This window comes from Chitinophaga sp. 10T418 (assembly GCF_056394125.1).
In genome coordinates this window covers 101090-125334 of sequence record NZ_JBFTHG010000009.1, presented here as the reverse complement: position 1 = coordinate 125334, position 24245 = coordinate 101090, and the positions used below count along the sequence as shown (strand labels likewise).

Below are 24245 nucleotides of genomic sequence, written 5' to 3'. Positions count from 1 at the left end.
CAGTTATAATAGGGTTATTAAGGATATCGGATTAACTGAAATCATCTTCAAGACTAAACACTTTTGGTCTTGTTGTTTTGGGAAGCAGGGTATGCAAGGGTACCTGCGGATCTTTTACTATCTGTGTCGCCAGTGTTTCCAAACGATGCTGCACCGCCATCATCGTATCTTCATAAAATAAGGCGTTGTTATACACCAGTCTTATACTGATACCGGCTGCCGGGTCTGACTCAATGAAGAAAGTAATATCATATTTGTTTAACCTTTCTTCCTGTGGCAATTCGGTGAAACTGAGTCCGGCCGGGGCATCGGGAATCTGCGTACCGAAGCCATCGTTGAATGCAATCATGACATCAAACAAGGGGTTTCTGCCCAGGTTCCGCTTCACTCTCAGCTTTTCTATCAGCAAATCAAAAGGATAAGATTGGTGCTCGTATGCTGCCAGCGTGGTTGCTTTTACTTTCTCCAACAAGCTGAAGAAAGTATCGTCTTCCTGTAAAACCGTACGCAATGCCAGCACGTTGACATAAAATCCCAGCTGTTGTTGTAAGTCCGGATGCTCGCGGCCTGCGGTGGTGGTACCTACCACAATGTCGTTGGTATGCAGGTACTGTTGCAGCCATAGCACGATCAATGACTGACATATCATAAACAAGCTGACCTCTTTTTCACCGGTCCAGTCGCGGAATGTTTGCAGCGTAGCCGCGTTCAGGTTAAAGGTCAGGGTGTTGCTGCCATAGGTACGGGTGCGGGTACGATCCCTGTCCAGTGGTAAGTCAGGGTATTCTCCTGTACGCTGTAACTGTTGCAGCCAGTACTTCTCATCATGGGAAGTATCCTTCAGTAATTGTTGTTGCTGCCAGGCGGCAAAGTCTTTGTACTGTACACGAAGTGGTGGCAAACCGTCAGTGTTTCCACTCACCTGTTGTATATAGCCTTGCAGCGCTTCGGTATAAAATAACTGCAACGACCATCCATCACTGACGATATGGTGCATATTCAGCACCAATACCTGCTCTTCACCGTTGGTAAGCAACCGGAAACGGATTAACGGCCATTCATTCAACCGGAACACATGTTCTTCTTCTTCCCGCAGCAATGCCGTGCCCTGTTCAATAATATCCGTTCCAGTGGCGACCACCCTTACAGGCAAGGTAACGGGACAGTCTGCCGTATCCAGTATGTGTTGATAAGGTGTTCCGTCTTTCTCTACAAACACCGTACGTAATATTTCATGCCGCGCTATCACCTGTCTGAATGCCTGTTCGAGCACAGGTGCGTCCAGCTTGCCGCTGATGACAAAAGCGCCCGTGATGTTAAAGGCATTCTTTTCTGTTTCCAGTTTATCTACTATCCACAAGCGTTGTTGCGCACGCGAGGCTTCGTACAATGCTGCGGCAGGCGCCAATGGTATGCTGTGGGTATCCTGTTGCTCCTGTTCATCTATCCAGGCAGCGAGCGAATGGATATCGGGATGCTTGAAAAATGTAGCCAGGCCTATCTTAACACGCATCACTGTTTCAACACGGGTAATAATGCGATAGGCAGATAAGGAACTACCACCTGATTCAAAAAAGTTATCCTGCATACCAATGCCTTTCCGGCCCAGTACTTCTTCCCATAGTAAGAGCAGCTGTGCGGCTGTTTCGCTGTGAGGAATATCATCGCTTTGCTCCTGCTGCGCTAACCATTCGTTGATGCCCGGCAATGCGTTTCTATCCAGTTTTCCGTTTTTGTTCAATGGCGCCTTCTCCAGCGGTATAAACAAAGCAGGAATCATATAATCGGGCAGCTCTGCTTTGAGTGCAGGTTTAAAGGCAGTAATGCTTTTTTCTGCTGCAGGTACGTAATAGCATACCAGCATTTTATCACCATTCGTATTTTTTTCTACCAATACAAATGCTTCTTTCACGCCGGTTATACGTTGTATAGCATGCGCGATTTCTCCTGGCTCTACGCGGTAGCCACGGATTTTCACCTGGTCGTCCGTTCTGCCGAGAAAAGCCACCATGCCATTTTCCAACCACTTGCCCAGATCCCCGGAACGATATACTTTTTCACCGGGAAGGAATGGATGTGCGATAAATTGTTGTGCGGTACGTTCCGGATCGCCCATGTAACCAGTGCTTAGTCCTTCTCCGCCCAGCAATATTTCACCTGGAATGCCTATGCCCACTGGTTGCAGATGACGATCCACTATATACACGGTGCTATGGCTGATAGGTCTGCCCAGTGGCACAGGTGTATCGGGAAGCAGGGGCACTTCACCGCAAATAGAGAAAGTGGTATTTTCCGTAGGTCCATATCCGTTAGTAATAATAATATTAGGGCAAGCCACCTGTACTTTTCGTATATGCGCAGGTGATAATTGTTCTCCTCCTGCCAGTACATGGGGGAGTGGCCTGAAAAGCGATGGGTCCTGATCTGCCAGCTGATTAAACCAGGAGGCAGTGAACCACATCGTGGTAATTTTCTTTTCGCGGATAGCAGTGGCCAGCCGCGGCGTATCCAACAGGTGCATCAGGTCCAGCAAATGCACCTCTCCGCCATTCAGCAGCGCACCCCATATTTCAAAAGTGGCTGCATCAAAAGAAAGTGATCCTGTTTGTAATATTTTATCAGCTGCGTTCAGCCGGATATAGTTGGTATCTTTTACCAGGCGAACAATGCTCTTATGCGTTACCATTACACCTTTAGGAGTGCCGGTGGATCCGGAGGTAAACATAATATAAGCCAGTGAATCACCGTTAATAGCCGGTGCTAAAGGATATACTTCAGTGGAGGTGCTAAAGCATGCTTCTTCCGGCGTCAGCACTGCTATATCATCTTCCAGTGTAGCTTTTAATACCACATCATCTGTAATCAGTAAAGCAGCGTTGGTTTGGGCCAACAGGAATTTGATTCTATCAGCTGGTGTATTACGCTCCAGTGGCAGATAAGCAGCACCTGCTTTCAATACCGCCAGCATCGTGGTAATAAATCCGGCTGTTCTGGACATCACCACTGCCACTACATCTCCGGTTGCCACAGCGTGATGCCTGCTGATATAAGCTGCTAAATTGCCGGCACGCTCATTCAGCTCCCGGTAAGTGTATGCATGTTGTTCATCTGCCAGGGCCGGTGCATCCGGATAGCGCGCCGCGGTTGCCTCAAACAACTGCGTTACAGTACTGTCCTGCGGCAGCTTTCTGCTATCACCGGAAAGTACTTCGAGGATATGCTGCTTTTCAGTAGTGCCGATGTATTCCAGTTTTGCTACCGGCAATTGAATATTGTCCGCAACCGCTGCAAGCAGGTTAGTATAATGGGTAGTCATGCGGGTAATACGGGCTTCACTAAAAAGGCCGGTATTATATTCGAATGACATCTTCAGACTACCTGCTGTTTCCCACATCTCAATGGTAAGATCAAATTTGCTGCTCTGCAGTTCCAGCGGATATTCCTTTATATCAAATCCGTCATATTTTTCCGGGAGATGAGTACCGCTGTCTGCATTCTGCAGCACCAGCATAATATCAAAAAGCGGAGATCTGCCGGCTTCTCTCTTTATCGCCAGTTCTTCTACCAGCTGATCAAACGGATAATGCTGATGTTCATATGCAGCCAGGGTATTTTTCCGTACTTCTTCCAGCAATGCGGCGAAGGATGCATCTGCATTGAATCTGCTCCGCAAAGCCAGGGTGTTGATGTAAAATCCTACCTGGTCATCCAGGTCGCTATGTTCACGGCCTGCTGCAGGGGTACCTACTGTAATATCCTGCTGACCGGTATAACGGTACAGCAATGCTTTAAAGCCTGCCAACAGCAGCATAAAAAGACTTACGCCTTGTTGCCCGGCTATACTTTTCAATTTATCTGTCAATGCTGATGGCACGGTGGCATATACTACCCTGCCTTGTTGTATTCCACTGGTTTGCCGTGGATAATCTGCCGGCAACTCCAGCACATTCACCGTTTCGCGGAAATGATCCAGCCAGTAACGGCGGTGTTCCTGGTAAACAGGTAAAGCCGCTTGTGCATGGTCCCATACAGCAAAGTCTTTGTACTGTATTTTTAAAGCGGCAGGCAGCACATTCTTATGATCCAGCAAGCCGCTGTAAAACTGCATCAACTCTTTCATCAAAATACCGGTAGACCAGGCATCTGTGATGATATGATGTATGACCAAAAGAAATACATATTCCTGCTGGCCGGTTTGCCACAGATGTGCACTGAAGAGCGGAGATTGTTCCAGGTCAAATACCTTTCGCGTAGCCGCTGCCACCCGGTCTTTCACATCTTCTTTTCCGCGCAGATCTTCTACCTGTAATCCGAAACGGGCATCGTTGAAAACTACCTGTTGACGGGGTTCTCCGTTGACTGTTATAAACACCGTACGCAGTATTTCATGCCGCGCTACCAACAGGTTAAAGGCAGCTGATAATGCAGCAACATCGAGCGCTCCGCTGAAGGTGCAGGCAACAGGGAGGTTGTAATTAGCACGATCTTCCTCCAGCTGATAAACAAGCCAAAGCCGTTGCTGCGCATGCGACAGCGGGTAATTGTCCTGTACCGGTGCAAGCGGAATAGCTGTATATGCATTTTCTCCCCCGCCAATATTCTGCGCCAGCTGCCGGATAGTAGGATATTGAAATACAAGCGCCACTTTTACGGCGGCGTTCAACTGTTTGTTGATAGCGGCAGTGAGCCGAATGGCAGAAAGGGAATGACCGCCCAATTCAAAGAAATTATCGTGCACGCCTATACGCTCCACGTGTAGTAGTTGCTGCCAGATACCTGTCAGCACCTCTTCTGTTTTACCAACCGGCGCTACATACCCTGTAACAGATACGGCTGCTGCATCCGGATGTGGCAATGCTTTACGATCGGTTTTACCATTGGATGTAAGCTGGAAATACGGTAATGGTATCAGGATGGCCGGCACCATATAATCAGGCAGTCTGTCTTTCAGATAAGCCAGTAATCCGTCACGGTTGAAGATACCTTCGGGTACCAGGTAAGCCACGAGCCTTTTAGCACCGGTGGCATCATTACCAGCCATCACTACGGCCTGTTTCACAAAACCACTCTGCTGCAAAGCCGTTTCAATTTCTCCCAGCTCTATGCGGAAACCGCGGATCTTCACCTGGTCATCGATACGACCCAGGTATTCGATATTGCCATCTGGCAGCCAGCGGGCAAGATCGCCGGTTTTATATAAACGGGAATTATTTTCTTTGTTAAATGGGTTAGCAATAAACCGCTCCCGGGTAAGTTCATCACGATGCAGATATCCTCTGGCGAGGCCTGCCCCGGACACGTACAACTCTCCTGGTATGCCGGCAGGCGATAACTGCAAACGGGCATCGAGTATATAAAGCCCCAGCGTAGGAATAGGCATCCCTATTACGCTGCTGCTACTGGCCATTTCCGCTTCCCCGATTTCCTGGTAGGTAACATGCACCGTGGTTTCTGTAATACCATACATGTTAATCATACGGCAGTCCGGATATAATGATTTCCATGGCCTGATAGCCGCAGGATTCAATGCTTCCCCGCCAAATATGACGTAACGTATTTGCAAAGCAGCTGGGTTAGCTACCATATCATCCTGCAATACATAAAAGGCGGAAGGCGTCTGGTTAAGGATAGTTACGCCTTCTTCCTGTAACAATGCGGCAAACAAAGTTGTATCCTTCGCCACTTCCTTCGGCACTATGACCAGGCGGCCACCGTAAAACAGGGCCCCATACATTTCCCATACTGAAAAGTCGAAACAGAAAGAATGGAACATGGTCCATACATCCTTACTGTTAAAGTCGTACAACGGCGCGTCTGTTTCGAATAAACGTACTACGTTGCGGTGTTCTATCAGCACGCCTTTGGGCTTGCCGGTAGAACCGGAAGTATATATTACATAGGCCAGGTGGTGCGGAGCAGCCACCGGAGCAGGATTATGTGTACTTTCTTTACTGATCTCTGCTGCATCGCTGTCCAGCAGAATGATGGTGGCATTTGTAGCGTCACTTACCGCAGCTACTACGGATGACGCAGAAATAACCACTTTCGCAGCGGTATCTTCCAGCATAAAGGCAATGCGATCCTGCGGATAAGCCGGATCCACCGGCACATAGGCCCCACCGGCTTTCAGAATGCCCAGCAATGCGATAATCATTTCCAGGCTCCTGTCGATGCATACCGGCACCAGCGTATCTGCTGTTACTCCTTTTCTACGAAGGAAATGTGCCAGCTGATTCGCTTTTTCATTCAGTTCCCGGTAAGTTAGTTGTAAGGTACCTATGTTTACTGCTACATTATCTGGTGTAGCAGCTACCTGTTCTTCAATAAGATCCGTGATAGTTTTGTGATACGGATAGCCGGCTGTTTTTTCTGCAGAAGCCTGTAACAGCTGTGTTTCTTCAGGTAAGGTGAGCATCTTCAGCGTATCGTTTCTTTGCTCAGGATTTCTCAGTATATCCTGCAACAACTGCTGATAGTGTCCCAGCATCCGCTCAATGGTGGCAGCGGTAAAAAGATCGGTTGCATATTTTACAGAGATGTGCAGACCAGCTTCTCCGTCCCTGAACTGCATTTGCAGATCATAGTCGGTATAGTCATCTCCGGAAAATAATAAAACAGAAGTGCTGTCTTCTACACCAAATGTTACCCGGAAAAGTGCGCCGGGGTTATTATTATCGGGTATACCTAATGATGCAGCTATATCTGGTAAGGATACATCCTGGCATGCTATCGCCTCCCGGATATGATCCTTTACCTGTTGCAGCAGGTTTACAAACAGCGGCGCATGACTGATGTCCGCACTTAACGGCAGCAACGTGTTTCCACGTGGGGCAGGAATACCGGAACTGATCACCTGCTGACCTGTATACCGGTACAGCATGACGTGAAATGCCGTCAGCAACACCTGGAACATGGTCGTATTTTCATCCATTGATAAAATGGTCAGGCCATCCCGGATATGATCGGGCACTTTGTACTCCGCTACTGCTGCATACGTACCCGCTATGGGTGGACGGGGAAAGTCTGTTGGCAACTGCAATGGCTCTACACCATTCAGCTGTTTCTTCCAGTAAGCCAGCTGATAAGCCGGTTGTGATGTTACTTCCGAAGGAATATCTATCGCTATTTCTTTTACCGGAATATCTTCATTTGCCAGTACCTGATCTACGATCCTTTCAAACTGTTGCAGGATCTCATTCATGTAGACAGTCGTATAACAGGCAGGGTTATACGATAAAATCACTTCCATTTGTTCTCCCAGTACTACGTTGATATGAAAGTGGTAGTTGGTTTGTTCAAACATCTTCACTTCCTTCACATCAAATATATCGCCGGTGCTGCCGGACTGCATGATACCTTCTTCCAGCGGATAGTTCTCCACTGCAATGATATGTTGGAGCAGCTCCCGTTTCAATGCAGTACCAGCCTGTATTTCCGCCAGTGGTGAATAATGATAGGGCAATCCTTCGATCGCATCATGATGCACCTGTTGCAGCAACTGGTTAAACCTTGTTTCGTGGCCAAAGCGGATACGCAGTGGTACGGTATTGATAAACAGCCCCAGGATATCCTGTACGCCTGGTATTTCCGCCGGACGACCAGATACCACGTTGCCATACACCACGTCATTTGTATTATTATACGCTGCCAGGAGTATGCCCCATACCGACTGGAACATTACGTTCATGGTGGTATGTTCTTTCCTGGCCAACGTTTCCAGCTGAGCAGTCTTTTCTTTTGACAGCTGTAGCTTTTCTACGGCGGTGACATGATGCGCTACTTTCCCTTCCGGAAAGAGTACCGGAGGCACTCCTGCTATATTCGTATATCCATTCAGGTAATTAGTCCAGTAGCTGGATGCTGCCGCCTTATCCTGTTTCTCCAGCCATTGTATGTAAGCAGCAAAGGATACTGCCGGTGGTAATTTTACCGGCTGCCCGGCCGCCAACGCCCTATAAATGGTAACCAGCTCATTCAACAGCACAGGTATACACCATCCGTCCAGCAGGATGTGATGATGGCTCCATACAAACTCATATTCGTTGTCGGCCATTTTTATCACAGACAGCCGCATCAATGGATCTTTCACCAGATCAAAGCTGCGGAGAATATCCTGCTGCCGGAAGTCTTCCAGGAATGCTTTTGCAGCCCTGGTGTCGAGGTGAGAAATATCAGTGGTATAGAAAGCAATACGACGATTTTTTAATACTACCTGTATCGGTCTTTCATTCTTCTCATATACAAAAGAAGTTCTGAGGATATCATGCCGCAGGGAAAGTACATCCAGGCTTTGTTCCAGCAAAGCGGTATCCAGGTGACCGGAAGTGCGGTAACACACCTGGTTAAAGTAGGCATGATTACCACCGTATAGTGTATGGAACAGCATCCCCTCCTGCATGGCGGTCAGCGGATATATCTTCTGTATATTATGCTTGTCGTTCATTGGATAGTTTTTTATAGGGCAAATATTAGCGGGCAGCCGGCGTACTTATAATACCGCCACCCTTTCTCCGTTTACAGCGGATTCGCATATTTCCAGCGCGGCTTTCATTACATCAAGGGCTGCATCGATAATAGGCATAGTGATGATCAGTGGAGGTACCAGGCGAACCACATTGTTATAATGGCCACCCACTTCGAAGATCAACCCACGTTGCATACACTCATTCCTGAAATGTTTTACCATGCCAGGGAAAGGTTCTTTCGTGTGTTTATTTTTTACGAACTCCACACCTATCATGAGTCCACGGCCTCTTACATCGCCGATGTAACTGCTGTTCTCCTGCAATTCTTTCAATCCGTTGATCAGGTATTCACCTGCTTTTTTCGTATGATCGTTTACGTTATACTTATCAACGAAATCGAAAGCGCCGTTGGCGCCGGCGAGACTGGCCTGATTACCTCTGAAGGTACCGATATGTGCACCTGGTCCCCAGGCTTCCACGTCCTTGCGATAAATGAGTCCTGCCAGCGGGAGACCTACACCACCCAGGCCTTTAGATACGGTAATAATATCCGGAACAGCGCCGGTATGCATCCAGGCTAAAAATTCGCCGGAGCGGAAAAAGCCGCTTTGTATTTCATCAAAGATCACCAGCACATCATGTGCATGTGCCAGTTTTACCAGTGCTTCCAGGTAACCTTCTCTTGGCACAATATTGCCTCCTTCGCCCTGTATAGGCTCAATCACAATAGCAGCAGGTTTAGGAACACCGGAATGTCCATTCTCCAGCACATTTCTGAGGTAATCCACGCAGGCCATTTTGCAGTTCTTTTCTTCCAGCTTAAAAGGGCAACGATAGCAATAGCTATAAGGCACAAAGTGTACGTTGGGCATCAGGGAGGTAATCCGGTTGCGGAAACCGGTATCGGAGGTGAGCGACAACGCACCTGCTGTCATACCGTGATAACCGCCGGTGAAAGCAATGATGGTATCACGACCGGTTTTAATCTTGGCCAGTTTGATAGCCGCTTCAATGGCATCTGAACCGGTAGGTCCGCCAAAGCTGACCTTGTACTGATCCCTCAGTTCTTCCGGCAGATGGGCCAGTATTTTTTGAATAGCAGATAATTTATTTTCCGTAGGAAAGTCCAGTGCGTGGATCAGCTTTTCCTGCTGGGCAGTTACATAGGCCAATACTTCTTCGTTGGAATGACCCAGATTCACCACGCCGGCACCGGCAAAAAAGTCGAGGAACTGATTGCCGTCCACATCCTCTATAATAGCGCCTTTGGCACGTTCGATGGCAATAGGAATACTCCTGGGGTACGACACGATGCTTCCTTCTATTTGCTGCTGTAATGCCAGCAATTCCTGTGAGCGGGTACCTGGGATGGCCGGTGTAACGATCCGGGGTTTTTCAGAGAGATGAAATCCAGAGAAAACAGACATGATAGTTATTGGTTTATGGGTTTAGATAGTTTGGTTTGTTAGTGTTATTCAAACATTGAATTCAGCGCATCTAATTCTTCCAGGGATAGTTCTTTATAGTCATAATCACTGGGTGTGAGCTCTTGCGTGGTAGTACCCGAACAAAGCGCCACTACTTCTTCCAGGGCATCCCTGTAAGCCTGCATCCAGTCGCTGATAGTTTCTTCCCTGAATTGTGCAGGATGATAATACACCGTCAATACCAGCTGTTGCTGACGGAGGAAACCAATCAGTTCCAGGGAGTAGTCACTATTATTGAGTGGTGATTCTACCGCACCAGGCGCATCTTCCAGCAGGATAAAATCGCCATCCGGCAGATCATCACCGGTAGCACCGAGATAGTTAAATACCAGTTGTGGCTTTTCTGTATGTGGCAGCGGATCACCGGCAGCCAGGTATTTTGCAAGGCCATATCCGATACCGCCATGTGGTACCTTATGCAGCAATTCTTTGGTTTGCTTAATATGCTTCGGCAGGTCATGTACCTCCTCCAGGTTCAGGCAAACGGGATACTCGCTGGTAAACCAGCCGATGGTACGCGCTACCGTGATATCATTAAAAATATCGGGGCGGCCATGACTTTCCAATATCAACCGCAGATGCTGCAGACCAAACACACGGGCAGTAGCAAGCCCCAGTGCTGCCAATAGTAAATCGTTGATATCCGTATTATATGCTTTTTGTGCCTGTGTAGTCAGTAAGCGGGTGGTATGCTCATCCAGCCGCACACTGTAGGTGGTGATATCTTTCACCGCAGCAGCGCGGATGTCGTGCCCATCGCAGGGGAAGCTACCGGCTTCCTGGAGCTGCAACAACTGCCAGTAAGCGATTTCTTTCCTGAAATCAGCGGAGTTGGCATATTGCGTTAAACGTGTTGCCCACGTTTTAAAAGCATCTGTTTTAGCAGGCAGACTAACGGTAAGCGATTGCAGCGCTGCTTCGTACAAAGCGGAAAAATCTTCCAGTAATATTCTCCACGACACAGCATCTATTAACAGGTGATGCACCGTGATAAAGAGGTGATCTCCTTCCGGCATCCGGAAAATGGCTACCTGTAATAAAGGGCCTTCCGCCAGATCGAGGGAGCCTTGCAGCTGATCCGCTGTTTGTTCCATCAACAAGGAAGCATCCCCGGAATGTCGCCAGTCATAGCTTTCCACGGCTACGCCTATACCTGTTGGCCGCGTGTACTGCTGTACTTTTCCTGCTACTGTTTTAAAAACGCTTCTTAATACATCGTGAAAATCAACCAGCTCATTGATGGCCTTTTGTACTGCGCTGTTGTTCAACGGTTGTTTTGATTGCAGTAACACCGTTTGATTATAATGATGCGGTGCTATTTTTTTCGCTGCAAAAAAATCGGCCTGAATAGGTATGAGCGGCACCTCTCCTGTTACGGCTCCCTGTTCCGCCGTTACTTTCAGCGGTTTTACCACGAGGGCCAGTTCCCTGATAGTGGGCAACTTCATAATATCCTTGATCTCCACCTTATAGCCCTGCTTATAAATCTGCGAAGCCACCTGTATGGCACTGATGGAGTCACCACCTGATTCGTAAAAATTATCGGTGATACCTATTCTTTCTTTCTTCAATACCAGTTGCCATGCAGTCGCGAGCACTTTCTCCACTTCCAGCACCGGTGCAGTATAATCAGCACCCGTTGTTACGGTGGCCGTATTCATACGCGACAACAGTTTGCGGTCTACTTTTCCATTGGCATTCACCGGTAATATTTCCAGTTCCTGGAAAATACGGGGTACCATATACGGCGGTAGTTCTTTGGATAATAATTCTTTCAGACGTACTGTTTCCTGTGCCTGGCCTTCATGAAACACCACAAAAGCGCAGAGATATTTACGACCGTTCGTATCATCAGCGGCAATGACTGCTGCATCTTTTACAGCCGGAAGATGCGCCAGCTTCGCTTCAATTTCTCCCAGTTCTATCCGTTGCCCGTTTACCTTTACCTGGTAGTCTTTACGACCATGAAACTCCAGTAAGCCATCCGGGCGATAACGTGCCAGATCACCGGTTTTATAAAGTCGTTGCGGCGTTGCGGCAAAAGGATCCATCATAAAAACGGCAGCCGTTTTTTCCGGATCACCGATATATCCGCGCCCTACGCCCACACCAGCCACACACACTTCTCCCACTACACCTACCGGGCATAAATTCATATAGTCGTCAACGATATAAGTATGCATGTTGTAGATAGAAGTACCTATCGGTATCTGCTGCATATCATCCGGGATACTGTCAAATACATACCAGCAGGTACCATCTGATGCTTCTGCAGGTCCGTAGTCATTCACTACCGTGGTGCCGGGATACAGGGCAAACCAACGCTTTACTGTTTCCGGCTTCAGGATCTCACCACCGCAAACCAGCCGCTGCACGGGCAGCAGATATTGCTGTGGCTCTTTTTCGAGTATATCCAGTAAGAGATTCAGATACGTGGGTACTACCTGTAATACGGTCACCTGATGGGCCACTACCCTGCGGAGAAATTCCTCTGCATTGTGAACGATATCATCGTTCAATACCAATGTGGTACCTCCTTTGATAAACGCGGTGAAGAACTGCCATACAGAGATATCAAAACTATGAGAAGCATTTTGTACCAGTACACTTTCTTCGTTCATGCCCAGGTACTCCACGGTGGCCCATGCATGATTCATCATGCCGGCATGTTCGCTCATCGCCCCTTTTGGACGGCCGGTAGAACCGGAGGTAAATACGGAAAAAGATAAACTTCCGGGATTCAAAAGCAGCTCAGGATTTCTGTCTGCCACCATACGTGGTTCCAGCAAATCTTCCACATAAATAAGCGGACAATACTGTTGTATCCGCTCCGCCATTCCCGGGCTAACAAGTGCCCGTTCCGCCACTACGGCTTTTATCCCTGCATCTTCCAGGATGGAGATAATGCGGTTGTCCGGTAATTTCTTTTCAATGGGAATATAGGCCCCGGAAAGTTTCCAGATAGCCAGGATGGCCGCGGCCATATTTTCTGAACGGTCCATGAATACCGCCAGGAAGTCATCCTCGCGGATAGTGATCTGTTCCTGTAAAGCGGCAGCCATGTTGTTTACCCGGCTGTTTAACTGCTGATAGGTCAACTGCCGGTCATCGCAGATGATGGCTGTTTTATCAGGTGTTTCCCTTGCATACTTTTCTACATAGTGATAGAAACTATTGCTCAGATCAAATGGCTTTGCGGTATCATTGAAATCCAGCAACAGCTGTTTCCGTTCTTCCGGTGTGATCAGCACAATATCAGATAAATGTTGAGCAGCACCATCTGCTATCTGCAACAATACATGTTCAAAATGAACGACCAGTTGCTTCACATAAAATGCTTCCAGCAAAAGGGTGTTATAGTTAAAGGAAACAACTGTTTCTGCAGCTAATTCCACCATAATATCCAGCGGGTAATTCGTTTGCTCATGAAAACTGATATTGTCCAGTTGCAGGGAAGATGCTCCGGACGCGGCCACCTTTGACACCGGGTAATTTTCAAACACCAATATGGTATCGAAGAGATCACCCTGTATGCCTGTCAGGCGTTGTATATCATTCAGCGCAGTATATTGATGCTCTCTGCACTGTAACTGTTCCTGCTGTATTTGTTGCAGCCATGCGGCTACTTCCTGCTCTGGCTGCCATTGTGTAAATACCGGCAGTGTATTGATGTACATACCAATACGGCGTTCAATGCCTGGTAGCTCCTCTGGTCTGCCGGAAACCGTTACGCCAAAAGTAACCGCTGCACGGCCCGTATAATGTTGTAACAGGCACGCCCACACGCCCTGCATCAGGGTATTTACAGTGATATGATTGCGTTGTGCATATGCTGCTATACGTGCTGTTACGGCGGTTCCCAGCTTCAGTTGTTCCACCGCATACACACCCAGTCCTTTTGTTCGTTCTGCCGTAGTCGTTACGAATGGCAGCAGGCAACCTTCATCCACATCCCGGAGATAATTGCGCCAGAATTGTTCATCTGCTTCCTTATCGCGGGCTGCTATATAACGGATATAATCTTCGTATCTGTCTTCCTCTTCTTCCAGCAATTCCCTGCCGGCTGTCAGCCGCTCATAAGTATCAATAAACTCTTCCATCAGGGTGGGCACAGACCAGCCATCCAACAGGATGTGGTGATGTGTCCATACCATCCGGTAACGCTGCTCATCCAGGCGGATGAGGGCCAGGCGCATCACGGGAGCCTGTCTGAAGTCAAATCCTTTTCGTTTGTCAGCTTCTTCATATGCTTTCAGTGCGTCCTGTTGTGCTTCAGCATCGAGGTGACTGAAATCGAGTTTGGTAACCGGTAAGGTGACAGACTGGGACACACATTGCACCGGAATGCTGAAGGCATCATAATAAAAACTGCTACGCAGGATACTATGCCTGGTGAACAGGTGTTGCCAGCTCCTGATGAAAATGGCTTCATCTGGTAGTAACAGGTCACACGACAACTGGTTGATATAAGCACCGGTGCCGTCATCATACAAACCGTAAAATAGCATCCCTTCCTGCAGCCCGCTCAAGCGATATAAAGCGTTGACTGTTTCTGTATGCTTTTTATTTTTGGCTGCAGCCACATAATCCATCAGGGCTGCTTTATTTGTTTTAATGTAGGTGATGATTTCGCTGTTTTGCCTGATGGCATTGATTTCTTCCTTACTCAGCTTCTTCCTGTTGGCTTTCAGGCTCAATGTATCGCCTTCTATTGCCAGTGAGAAATGCATGCTTTCAATATATTCCACAAATTCCTGGATAGTCATTTTTATACTTGATTTTAGAAGTTCAGAATACTGTCCATGTCGGCTTCTTCGTCATCTGTTTCCTGTTTCATAAAGAAGAGATCCAGCTCTTCATTACTTACTTCAGCAGATAACCCATAGTCAGAGGGCGTGTATACGGTGCCGGACTGTTCTATACAGTGTTGTATCAATGCTGTCAGTATTTCCAGGTAACGGTTGGCCAGCTCTTGAATGTTGGCTGCTTCAAAATGCAGGCTACTGTAATTCCATACCAGCACCAGCGCCCCACCTTCTACCATGGCCGTAACGGCTATCTTTTCACCGACACTGTTCAGCGGACTTACGTTGGCGTTGGAGGTATCTGCTTCATCCATGCCGTTGAACCATTGACTCCTGCTCACCAGGTTGTCCAGCTGTCCGAGGTAGTTAAATACAACATCCCAGGGATCATTGCCATGTAGTTGCGCTGTTTTACGGATATACTTCAGTACGCCATACCCCATGCCCTTGTCCGGAATGCTCCGGAGTTGCTCTTTCACGTTCCGGATCAGGTCTTTTTCGTTTTCGGAGCGTGTTACATCCAGCAATACGGGATAAAGATTCGTAAACCATCCTACGGTGCGGCTGATATCTGTGTCTGTACCTACATCTTCCCTGCCATGTCCTTCCAGTCCGATCACTACGTTGTGATGGCCACTCCAATCTGCCAGTAATCTCGCCAGCGCCGCCAGTAGCATGTCATTGATATCGGTACGGTATACTTTTGAAACATCCTGTAATAGCTGATGGGTCAACGTAGTATCCAGCGAGGTGATTATCCGGCGTACATCCTTTACCGTTATAGCGTCAGGGTAAGAAGTATCTACCGGCAACGCCCTATATGCCTGTGTGATTTTTTCCCAGTAAGGTTGCTGTAATGATAATCTTGAAGAGGCGGCATACTGTTCCAGTGACTGGTACCATTGACGGTAAGAACCTGTCTTTTTACCCAGGTCTGCTACGTTGCCGTTAATGGCTGCCGTGATGAGCAGTTCTGTGTCTTCCAGTAATATCCGCCAGGATACACCATCTACTGCAAGGTGATGGATGATGGTGAGCAACCTGTTGTCACGTACTTCCGCCGGGGTTTCCAGTAATACCACACGCATTACCTGTCCGGATGTAATATCCAGGCTTTGCTGGTGTTCTTCTTCCAACGCGGTGATCAGCGCCGGCAACTCCTGAGGGGAAACGTGTTTCAGATCTTCCACCAGCACCTGGATGTTCGTTGCTGATGTATACTCCTGTATCCAGTTATCACTATAATGGTTATATGAAAAACGCAGACTGTCGTGGTGTGCTACCAGTTGTACTACTACCTCCTGCATCACCTCCGCTGTTACGGCTTTACTGATATTCAGCTGAATGCTCTGGTTAAAATGTGATATTACTGCCGGCTGGGTTTCAAAATACCATTGTTGTATCGGCAACTGTCCGCTGGGTCCTGTCAGGTATCCCTGTTCTGCAACAAATGCAGGGGTAACGGCTTGCCGTTCTATCAGCAATGCCGACAGCCTGGCGATCGTTTGATTATTAAACACATCTTTTGTGTGCAGCGAATATCCCAGGCGTTTTAACCGGCTGACCAGTTGTATGGAGATAATAGAATCACCTCCTAATTCAAAGAAATTATCGTGTATTCCCACTGATGCTATTCCCAGCAGGTCCTGCCAGGTATTAGCGAGTTGTTGTTCCAGTTCATTTCTCGGTGACGTATACACGCTGCCGGAAAGTGCGGTAGTATCCGGTACCGGTAATGCTTTCCTGTCTATTTTTCCATTGGGCGTCAGCGGCATGCTATCCAGCGGTACCAGCAATGCCGGCACCATATAAGCAGGTAATTTTGCTTTGAGATAATCTGTTAAGCTATCCTTATTCAATGACTCAGGCGATACGATATAGGCCACCAGTTGTTTATGGCCGGCATGATCTTCTCTTGCCAGCACAACGGTCTGACTTACCTGTCCGCTTTGTTGTATAACATTTTCTATTTCGCCCAATTCTACGCGGTAGCCTCTTATCTTCACCTGGTTGTCTTTCCTTCCAACAAACTCTATGGTGCCATCCGGCAGCCAGCGGCCAAGATCACCGGTACGATACAGGCGGCTATGTTGTTCAAAAGGATTGACAATAAAACGCGTCGCCGTTAGTTCGTCCTGGTTAAGGTATCCTATGGCCAGGCTGTCGCCACCAATAAATATTTCACCGGAGGCGCCTGCCGGCATGAGTTGCAGGGCGTCATTCAGGATGTAAATCTGCGTATTGCTGATAGGGCGGCCTATAGTAAGCACCCCTTTTTCAGCGGTCGGGTTCAGTGGTATGGAAGTAGCCACCACGGTAGATTCCGTGGGACCATAATTATTAATGATCCGTAAATACGGGCTTGCTTTCTTTAGCTGATCACCACCGGTAAGTATGAGCGGCAGTGTTTCATCCGCTGCTGTTATATGATCCGCCAGCTGTTCGCAGATAGCGGTAGGTAAAAACGTATGGGTGATACCGTGATGATGAAAGACATGCAGCAAGCTATCCATATCCAGTTTCAGTTCTTCTGCTACAGGGTACAAACTGCCACCATTCAACAGGTAGGGCCATATTTCCCAAACTGCTGCATCAAAGCCAATGCCTGCATACATGGTACCGCGGGAACCAGCCGTTACGTTAAAGGCATCGGTATGCCAGTAACAGAGATTCAGCAAAGACCGGTGTGCTACCATTACTCCTTTGGGTTCGCCCGTAGATCCGGAGGTATAGATCACATAGGCCAGGTCTTCCGGCACAATGGATACATCACTGATGGCAGCAGGTAGTAACGCTACCCGTTGTTGCCAGTGATCACTGACATGCAATATCCTGACAGGTAGTTGCTCATCCGGCGTGATGTTCAGGGCATCATCTGTGATGAGCAGCGCCGCTCTTGTATCTGACAGGATAAAGGCAATGCGCTGGTGCGGATACGCCGGATCTATGGGTACATACGCCGCACCGGCTTTCAGAATAGCCGTAATGCTGATGATCAGTTCCGGAGATCTGGCCATACAAACCGCTACCAGTGAACCTTTTCCAATTCCCTCCTGAAGGAGATAATTAGCCAGCTGTCCGGAACGCTCATCCAGTTCGCTGTAGGAAATCTGCCGGTCATCGCTTACAATGGCAATAGCTGCAGGGTTGCTGCGTACCTGTATATCCAGTAAACCGGTAACGGTTTGCTCCAGGAGATAAGGTACTTTGGTATCATTAAACTCTGCCAGCTGTTGTTGTATTTCTGCAGCAGACAGCATAGGCAATTCAAGTACATGCAGGTGTGCCTGCTCAGGTATGGCCTGTAACAGGTTCATATAATGATGCACCAGGCGCGTGATGGTATCATCTGTAAAAAGGTCTGTGCAATATTCCACGCTCAGCTGCAATCCGTTGCCGGTAACAAACCATTCAAAACTGATATCAAATTTTGCGTGTTCTTTTTCCAGCAGCACTTCTTCCACCTCGAGCTGATCCAGCATCAATGTGGACGCGGCAGCCGGCACATTATTTAATCCGAAGGCTACCTGGAATACCGGATTGCGGCTCATATCCCGCTGAATAGTCAACTGATCCACCACCATTTCAAAGGGCACATCCTGGTGCATGAAAGCCGCGATAGTAGTTTCTTTTACCTGCTGCAGCATAGTGGTAAAAAGCGGGTTGCCGGTAAAATCACTGCGCAGTGCCATTGTGTTTACGAAGAAGCCAATCAATGATTCCAGTTCTGGCCGCAGGCGGCCGGCAACAGGAATGCCCACACAGATATCGTGCTGATTGCTGTGTCGGTGCAGCAGTACTTTAAACACCGTCAGCATAGTGGTGAACAACGTTACACCCTGTTTATCTGAAAATGATTCCAGCGCTTCACAGATATTTTTTGCAAGATGATAATGCTTTACAGCCCCACGGGTGCTCTGCATAGCAGGACGTATAAAATCTGTTGGCAGCTGCAAAGGTTCTACCCCGTACAATTGTCCCTTCCAGTAATTCAGCTGTGTCGTCAGCAGTTCTTCTTTGATATTTTTGCGCTGCCAGATCGCATAGTCTGCGTACTGTAACGACAGCTCTGGTAAAACGGGAGTATGTTGCTGCACCCTGGCGCTGTATAACACCGCCAGTTCATTGGCCATCAGCGGTATGGACCATCCGTCCGATCCAATATGATGCATCACTATCAGCAGCAGGTGTTCTTTCCTGTTGCGGCGAATGAGTGTTGCACGCATCATATGATCCGCTTCCAGGTTAAAAGGAGTTTGTATTTCTTCCCGGATAAATGCCTGTAATTCCGTTTCATCAGTAAAATAAGCGGCATCTAAAAATTCCAGCTGCCAGCCATTTTCAGGCAATACCTGTTGATATCCCCTGCCATTTTCTTCCCGTATCACCGAACGTAACACTTCGTGCCGGTTCACGATTTGCTGTAGTGCATATTGTAATGCCGGTGCATTTATAACACCTGTCAGCTTCAGCAAAAATGGGAGATGATAAGGAAGCGAGCCGGAGAAACGGTCTACAAACCAAAGCCGTTCCTGCGAAAAAGATAAAGGGGTAAATGCATCTCTTTCCTGTACACCCAGTGATGCAGATGTTGTTGGTGCATCCTCACGGTCATGAATAAACGCAGACAATGAAGCGATGCTCGTATAAGTAAAAAAGTCCCTGATGCTGATTTCCAGGTCCAGTTCACTGCGGATAGCGGACAATACCCGCACCGCCAGTAACGAATGGCCACCCAGTTCAAAAAAATCAGCGGTCACGCTCACCGTTTCCACCTGCAACAATCGTTGCCAGATAGCTGCCATACCAGCTTCCACCCGGTTGCGTGGCAGCACCATATCTTTTGCAACGATGGCCGCTGCGTCCGGCATGGGTAATATTTTGCGATCTACTTTACCATTAGCTGTCAGCGGAAATACCTCCAGCACCATGATATGTGCGGGCACCATATAAGCAGGCAGCTGTGCGGACAACAATGTTTTGAGTTGTTGTTCATCCATCCTGCACCCGGCATCCAGTGTAACATAAGCATACAATGCCGGCTGATGATCTGCACCTTCCCTGTCCATTACCACCGTTTCTTTTACACCAGGCAAATTATTCAGCCGCTGCTCTATTTCTCCCAGTTCAATCCTGTAACCACGGATCTTTACCTGGTAATCTTTTCTGCCGGTAAACTCAATGGAACCATCAGGCAGGTAACGGGCCAGATCACCGGTTTTATATAAACGTCCTCCGTCCTGTGTGAAAGGGTCGGTTATAAATGAGGCAGCAGTTTTAACCGGATCATTCAAATATCCTCTGCCTACGCCAACACCCGCTACCCATATTTCACCCACCACTCCCAGCGGACATAGTTCTCCATTTTTATCTACGATATAAATACGCAGGTTCTGTAATACTTTACCAACAGGAATACTGCTGCCGGCAGGCACCTGCTCCATGATATGCTGCGTAATAGTATCGGATGCCTCCGTAGGTCCGTAACCGTTCACCAGCTTTATACCGGGAAAGGCAGCAAACCAGCGCTCTGCCAGGCTCTTCTTCATCGTTTCTCCCCCTACCAGCATATACTTCAGGGCAGTAAACACCGACTGCTTTTGTACCGGCAGTTCATCCAGCACCAGCGATAAATATCCTGGCACTATTTCCATCATCGTAATGCCATCTGCGGTAACCTGCTTCAGGAATTCGTCCGGTCTCAGTACTGTATCCTGGCTATAAATAACGGTAGTTCCGCCACACAACAACGCGGCAAACGACTGGAAAATAGAAATATCAAAACTCTGCGAAGCATTCTGCGCTATGCGGCACTGATCATCCGCTTCCAACTCCCTGAGACGTGCATACTGGTGATTGATCATTCCCTTATGCTCTACCATCGCTCCTTTGGGTTTCCCCGTAGAACCGGAAGTGTAGATTACATAGGCGAGTTGGCTGTTATCCTTTCCGGTATTATTTTTCAGAAAGATGCCTTCCTGATATGCTTCCCGACTGTCGGCATATACAACATGCTCCAGCAAGGGGCAGGCTGCCTGCAAAGCAGTAGCTACCGTGCTATATTTTTTTTCTGTGATCAGTACTTTTACGCCTGCATCTTCCAGTATCATTTTCAACCGCTCCTCTGGTAGCTCCGGATGCAGGGGCAGGTATGCGCCGCCGGCTTTCCATATACCGTAAATAGCTTGTGGCAGTAAAGGACTTCTGTCTGATAATACGCCCACAATATCCTCATGCTGCAACTTTGAGGCGGACACCAGGTAGTTGGCCAATTGCTCCGCCCCCTGTTTAAGTTGCGTATAGTCGACCACGTTATTGTTGTGCTTTATGGCAATCCGGTGAGGATAGCGGGCAGCAATTTCATCTATCAGTTCATCCATTGTTTTATCCTGCGGGAACGGATAAGCCTTATCATTGAAATCCTTCAACAACGTAGCTTCCGATGCTGTCATAAACGGAATGTCAGCAATCTTGCGATAAGGATTTTCCAGTATCGACAACAACACCTGTTGATAGTGTTGCGCCATGCGAAGGATTGTTTCCCGCGTAAAAAGATCACTGCAATAGCCCAGGTTTACCTGCAGCGCGCCTTTTGTTTCCACTACCGCCACATCGAGGTCAAATTGTATGGCCCGCTCTTCCAGGTCTATTTCACTGAGGGCAAGGTCGCGGATGCGGAACAATTCTGCCCCGCCACCACTGTGCAGTGTAAACGACACCTGAAACACCGGACTGCGGCTGAGGTCCCGCTGTGTGCCTACTACTTTTTCGAACGGTACTTCCTGGTGCGCATAAGCCTGCAGAAGGGATTCTTTTACAGATAACAACAGGTCATGTACCCTGCCGCTGCCCGACGCCCCTACCTGCGTACGCAAGGCCAGCAGGTTAAGAAAGAAGCCGATCAGCGGTTCCAGTTCGGCATGTGTTCTGTTGGCCACAGGTACACCTACACAGATGTCCTGCTGTCCGCTGTAGCGGGCCAACACTATTTTAAATGCCGACAGCAACAACACGTAAAGGGTTACCCCTTCCTGTCGCGCCAGCATATTTAATTGTTTGTGTAACGATTTATCGAGATGAAAACACACCATTCCTCCGGCGGTACTTTGAATAGCCGGCCGCGCAAAATCGGTGGGTAGTTCCAGTGGTGATAGTCCTTCCAGTTGTTGCTTCCAAAAGCTCACTTCTTTGTCCAGCACTGCATCCGTCAGCAGTTTGCGCTGCCATATGGCATAATCGGCATACTGCAGGGGCAGCGGTGCCAGTTCAGGCTCCCGGTGTTCTGTATGGGCTACATAAAATGCCACCAGCTCATTCATGATCACCGGAAAAGATCCTCCGTCTGTAGCAATATGGTGCATGACCAACAGCAAGAGATGCTCGTTATCAGACCGGCGGATGAGTGTAGCCCTCAGCATCATATCTTTTCGCAGATCAAAAGGCAGCATCACCTGTTGATGGAGGAGCTCCTGTAAGGCGCTTTCTCCGTTCAGCGCCGTAGCATCTGTGTATTGCATTTGCCAGGTATCGGCAGGTATTACCTCCTGGAATGCTTCGCCGTTCTCTTCCCGGATCAGTGTACGTATCACTTCATGCCGCTGCACAATGCCCGACAAAGCATATTCCAATGCCGCAATATCCAGCTTACCCGACAACTTCAGCAGTGCAGGTAAATGAAAGGGCACACTACCCTGCAGGCGATGAATGAACCATACTCTTTCCTGTGAAAAAGAAAGCGGGATGTGGTTACCACGCTCACCCGGAACAGGGCGTTCTCCAGTATCCGTTCCCGTTAGGTTGGCAATAAAAGCCGCCAGCAATGCCGGCGTACTGTGTATAAAAATATCTTTGAGAGATAAAGTAAGACCAAACGCATCGTTCATTACGGCTGTGGTACGTGCTGCCAGCAAAGAATGTCCGCCCAGCGAAAAGAAATCATCTGCCGGTCCTATATTATCCTGTTTCAACGTTTCTTTCCAGATGCTGATGATCCGGGCCTCTGTTTCGTTAGCGGTAGCCTGGCTGTCGTAATGATCTTCCGGCAACCGCAGGGCAGCGATATCCAGCTGACCATCCGCCAGTTCCGGGAAAGATGGCAATACCACAAAGTAACGCGGCATCCGGGATGCGGGCACGTATACACTCAGCCACTGACGCAAACCGGCAGGAGTGATCTCCTCATTTTCTTTTGGCGCTACAAATACCGTTACACCAGGATGGGTATGTCCGAATGACAACATTACTGCTGCCTGGTATACTAACGGATGTGCGTAAACGATTTCCTCTATTTCATCCGGCGTGATCACCTGGTTGCCGCTGCGTACTTCCCGGTGTTGCTGGTTGATCAGTTGTATTTTTCCACCGGGTATAAAACGGGCATTGTATCCCGTGGGAAATAATTTTTGAGAAACAGGAGCATCCTGATTAAACAGCACCGGGTTAGTCAAACAATTGTTTTCTACCTGCAGACTCCCTTTTACATTCACCGGTGCCGGTTTGCCTTTTTCATCCAGTATAGCGATCCTCGTTTTGCCAAATGGCCGGTGTAAGGATAAGCTGTCTGTGATATCAGCATCCGTTACTTCCACGGCATCCATATGCCCGCTGGCAATGGATACCGGCAAGCCGGACAACTGATAGGTATGCGATACCACCGGGATATGAGGAAACTGCTTTTTCCATGCTTTCACGAGGTGGCGGTTAACACGGTGGTGACAACTGATGATCAGCCTGGCGGTATCACCATTGATGATATGCCGGTATGATCCGGGGCGGTGCAACCACTCTCTCACGCCTTTTACATTCAGTTTCAACGCTACTTCGCCATGACTGCCGCCCGGCGTATTTTTGTCCATGAACTGCAGGGTTGCTTTTCCGGAGATAGCCGGCAGCCACCACTCCAGCAGATCGTGATACTGATGGATGGTATCCGTCAGCAGCCGCTGAGAAGCAGTGATCCCAAATTCACGGATAATATGTTGTAAGTGCTCTGTGAGCACCGGATAATCAACTATAAAAGCGGCGGCCTTCCCCGGAAGGGTATTACGCAAAACGATACCGCCTGTTGTTGCGTATGGTGGTTCATCTTCCGCCAGCACCAGGCTGGAAGGAAGAATGTACCCCTCCGCGTCGTATATAATCATTCGTTCGGATGCAAACTGTCCGCTGTAACATTTCTCAGATAATATCACCGCTTCTTTCCAGTTGCTGATTTCCTGTTTTAAGACATCATCTGCATCCGGGTGCAGGAAGGAACAATAGCCACCTGCCTCTATTACACTTAACGCCAGCGTTAACCGTGTAATGGGATCATCCGCCACGATAAATACAGGGCGGCCAGCGGTCACTTTCAGCATCACCACATTATTCCATACCGCTTCTGCCAGTCCGCCGTAACTGAGCGTTGTATTCCCATGTATAACTGCTATTTTATCTGCTTCTACCGCAGGTAAAATTTTTCCTGATCTGATGTTCATGTTATATTACCG

4 protein-coding genes are annotated in these 24245 nt (G+C 48.3%); all 4 read right to left on the bottom strand.

All coding sequences use genetic code 11. The annotated features are described in order from the left end of the window. Positions 1 to 31: 31 nt before the first annotated feature. From AC1DCV_RS24630 to AC1DCV_RS24615, 4 genes are read right to left on the bottom strand one after another with little or no spacing between them, the layout of a single operon-like run. Positions 32 to 8443 carry an amino acid adenylation domain-containing protein gene (locus tag AC1DCV_RS24630; protein ID WP_477025654.1) on the bottom strand — a complete coding sequence of 2804 codons (8412 nt, stop codon included), beginning with the start codon at positions 8441 to 8443 and terminating at the stop codon, positions 32 to 34. A gap of 45 nt (positions 8444 to 8488) precedes the next feature. Further along, entirely contained in the window at positions 8489 to 9892 is a 1404-nt protein-coding gene (locus AC1DCV_RS24625) for an aspartate aminotransferase family protein (protein WP_477025653.1), read from the bottom strand. Positions 9893 to 9936: 44 nt separating this feature from the next. Further along, a complete protein-coding gene (locus tag AC1DCV_RS24620) occupies positions 9937 to 14718 on the bottom strand; it encodes an amino acid adenylation domain-containing protein (RefSeq protein WP_477025652.1) in 4782 nt (1593 codons plus the stop codon). A gap of 14 nt (positions 14719 to 14732) precedes the next feature. Further along, positions 14733 to 24233, bottom strand: coding sequence for an amino acid adenylation domain-containing protein (locus AC1DCV_RS24615; RefSeq protein ID WP_477025651.1), 9501 nt, complete (start codon positions 24231 to 24233; stop codon positions 14733 to 14735). Positions 24234 to 24245 lie beyond the last annotated feature (12 nt).